The 2,736-nt window shown below is 48.3% G+C and carries 3 protein-coding genes; all 3 read left to right on the forward strand.

Features of this window, described 5'->3' with window-relative positions; genetic code table 11:
- Nucleotides 1-397: 397 nt before the first annotated feature.
- The 3 genes from HY879_16320 to HY879_16330 are packed head-to-tail and all read left to right on the forward strand — an operon-like array spanning nt 398 to nt 2,482.
- Nucleotides 398-625: a hypothetical protein gene (locus tag HY879_16320; protein MBI5604905.1), complete on the forward strand. Its 228-nt coding sequence runs from the start codon at nt 398-400 to the stop codon at nt 623-625.
- A gap of 51 nt (nt 626-676) precedes the next feature.
- The gene (locus HY879_16325; GenBank protein MBI5604906.1) at nt 677-1,612 is read left to right on the forward strand and encodes a hypothetical protein; all 936 of its coding nucleotides are present in this window, start codon (nt 677-679) and stop codon (nt 1,610-1,612) included.
- 6 nt (nt 1,613-1,618) lie between these two features.
- Complete coding sequence (locus HY879_16330) at nt 1,619-2,482, forward strand: 3-hydroxybutyryl-CoA dehydrogenase (protein ID MBI5604907.1); 864 nt, start codon at nt 1,619-1,621, stop codon at nt 2,480-2,482.
- Nucleotides 2,483-2,736: the final 254 nt, after the last annotated feature.

Raw genomic sequence — 2,736 nt, forward strand, 5'->3', positions numbered from 1 at the left:
AAAATTATTAATAAAATGTCTAGAAATATATTTACTGTAAAATCAATATGTTGTGTCTGTTCGCCTTTTCACCCACAATATGTTGGGCTACTTTTCGGTTAATAATTAGTCTCCCCTAAATACGTTATAATCAGAAAATATTTATACCCTTTGCCTGGACCTGTCAATTGTTGAATCCCCTTACTCCTTTCACTTTTAACAACTTGGCCCGCATCTGTTCATCATCAATAGGCCTGCAGGAAGAGCCAAAAAAATTTACACTATGTCAAAAAAAACCATAATAGTGGTTCGGCCCATCCCGTCCAATCTTTTTAATTAGTTAAAATCACATGATAATTTATTTTGACGCTTATGGCATGACCATTGCAGTTAAGAATTTAACCAAAGGAGGGAAAATATGGACCAACCGGTAACGATTTTACACATAGATCAGGATTATCAGGTCTCTTATTGGATTCTCCGGGGCAAGGCCAAAATCGTCTCCAGTGTGTCATTAAAACAAGCCATAGACCTTTTAAAAACCAATGAATTTGATTTAATCTTTTCCGAACCGCAAAACCTGGCCATCCTGAAACCTTCCCCTGAAAAAACCGATCCGGTCATGAGGGAAAGCCATCTGAACTAAACCCCCATGAAATTTTCTTTGCCTCTTAAAGAATAAAAGTTATACTTTAGCATGATCAGACTTTTCCGGAACCGGGATTTTCTTCTCCTCCTGTCCGTGGTCCTGGGCTTATTGGCCGGAGAAGGGGCCAGATGGACCAAAACAATGGTCATCCCGGCCCTGGCGGTGGTGATGACCGTTTCGATCATGGGCATTCCTGGCAGTGTCTTCCGTTCTCTCCGGGGCCTTATAGGGCCTTCTCTGATCGGTTTAATGTTGAACTACGGGCTGTTGAGTGGTCTCATCCTCCTTCTCAACAGCCTGTTGATCCAGGATCCCTCTTTAAAAACAGGCTTTATCATCGTCCTGGCCGTCCCTCCGGCCGTGGCGGTCATCCCCTTCACCATGCTTTTGCGCGGGGACGGCCCTTTTTCGTTGATTGCGACTATCGGCTGTTATTTAGGGGCCTTGATCCTCATGCCCCTGATCACCATCGGTTTTCTGGGTCCGGAATTCGTAGACCGGGAGAAGGTGATTATGGTTATGATCGAGCTGATCATCCTCCCTCTCCTTATTTCCCGCCTCCTTCGCTTCAGAGGATTCTCGGTAAAAATTGAGCCTTATAAAGGGGCGATCACCAACTGGGGTTTCTTTCTGGTCATTTATACTATGGTGGGATTAAACCGGTCCATTTTTCTGGACCATCCCATGACCATTATCCCGGTCGCCCTGGTAGCTGTGGCCTGTACCTTCCTGCTGGGTTTCGGAATTGAAAAGATAGGGCGGCTCCGGCAGATAGGTCCTGAGAAACTGACCAGTCTGCTCCTTCTGGGAACCCAGAAAAATACCGGTCTGGCCGCCGGTCTGGCTTTAACCCTTTTTGATGACCGGACGGCCCTGCCGGCCACGGTCTCAACGATCATTATGATCTTCTATTTCCTCTGGCTGAACATAAAAGAAACCGGCCTGGGCCGGATAAAAAGAGCAAGAACAATAAATTTGAGGTGAAGGATCATGGAAATTGAAAAAGTCGGCGTTATCGGCCTGGGGACCATGGGCAGCCAGATTGCCATCGTCTGTGCTAGGGGGGGATTCATTACCAAAGTCCTGGAGATTTCGGAAGACCGGTTGATCAAAGGAAGACAGTCTATCCGTTCCTTCCTGGATAATGAAGTAAGGAAACAAAAGATGGACCTGAAAACCCGGGATCAGATCCTTGGCACCCTCCACACCACGCTGAAACCGGAGGAGGTTTTAGAGGACACCGATTTGGTGATCGAAGCGGTTTTTGAAGACATCCGGGCCAAGATGGAGATCTTCAAAGAGGCCGACCGCAGATGCCCCTTCCGGACGATCCTGGCCAGTAATACTTCGACCCTTTCCATCTCGGAGCTGGCCGCCGGAACCCAAAGGCCCGACCGCTGCCTCGGGACCCATTTCCTGATTCCGGCGGCCTTGACCCCCCTGGTGGAAGTGGTTCGGGGGCTGGACACTTCGGATCAGACCCATGACGCCGTGCTTGCTTTTCTGGAAAAGTGCGGTAAAGAAAGCGTGACCGTGGCTGACTCGCCTGGTTTCGTCATCAACCGCATTTATCTACCCATGGTCAACGAGGCCTTTTTTGCCCTGGAAACCGCATTAGCCGAGGCCCCGGATATCGACCGTTGTTGTAAAAAAGGCTTGGGATTTCCTTTAGGCCCCCTGGCGGCAGCCGATGCTTTCGGCCTGGACATCCTTCTGGACTGTATGAATACCCTCCACCGGGAACTGGGGGACAAATACCGGCCGGCGCCATTATTGATCAGACTGGTCAAGGCCGGCCGGCTGGGGCGAAAAACAGGGAAGGGGGTCTACGACTATGAAAATAATAAGGCTTAATTTGTTACTACAGCGTCATTTCCCCCGTCATTCCCGAATGTCTTTATCGGGAATCCAGGTTTTTCAAGAATGAGAAAACCAAAGTCCCTGGATTCCGGCTTCTAATCTGCTCAACCCCTAACCCGGACAAGCCGGAACCAAAAGCTTACCACGAAGACTCGAAGGCACAAAGAAATGCATAAAGCTTTCATGTTTGTTTAACCCTCATGAAATTAAGACCTTCTTTGTGTCTTAGTGTCTTAGTGGTAAAAAAT

The sequence above is a fragment of the Deltaproteobacteria bacterium genome (assembly GCA_016219225.1).
In the GTDB taxonomy this organism is placed as follows: Bacteria; Desulfobacterota; RBG-13-43-22; order RBG-13-43-22; family RBG-13-43-22; genus RBG-13-43-22.

Coding starts and splice junctions, on each gene's coding strand:
- HY879_16325 (MBI5604906.1), top strand. CDS start 677: ATGATCAGACTTTTCCGGAACCGGGATTTTCTTCTCCTCCTGTCCGTG.
- HY879_16320 (MBI5604905.1), top strand. CDS start 398: ATGGACCAACCGGTAACGATTTTACACATAGATCAGGATTATCAGGTC.
- HY879_16330 (MBI5604907.1), top strand. CDS start 1,619: ATGGAAATTGAAAAAGTCGGCGTTATCGGCCTGGGGACCATGGGCAGC.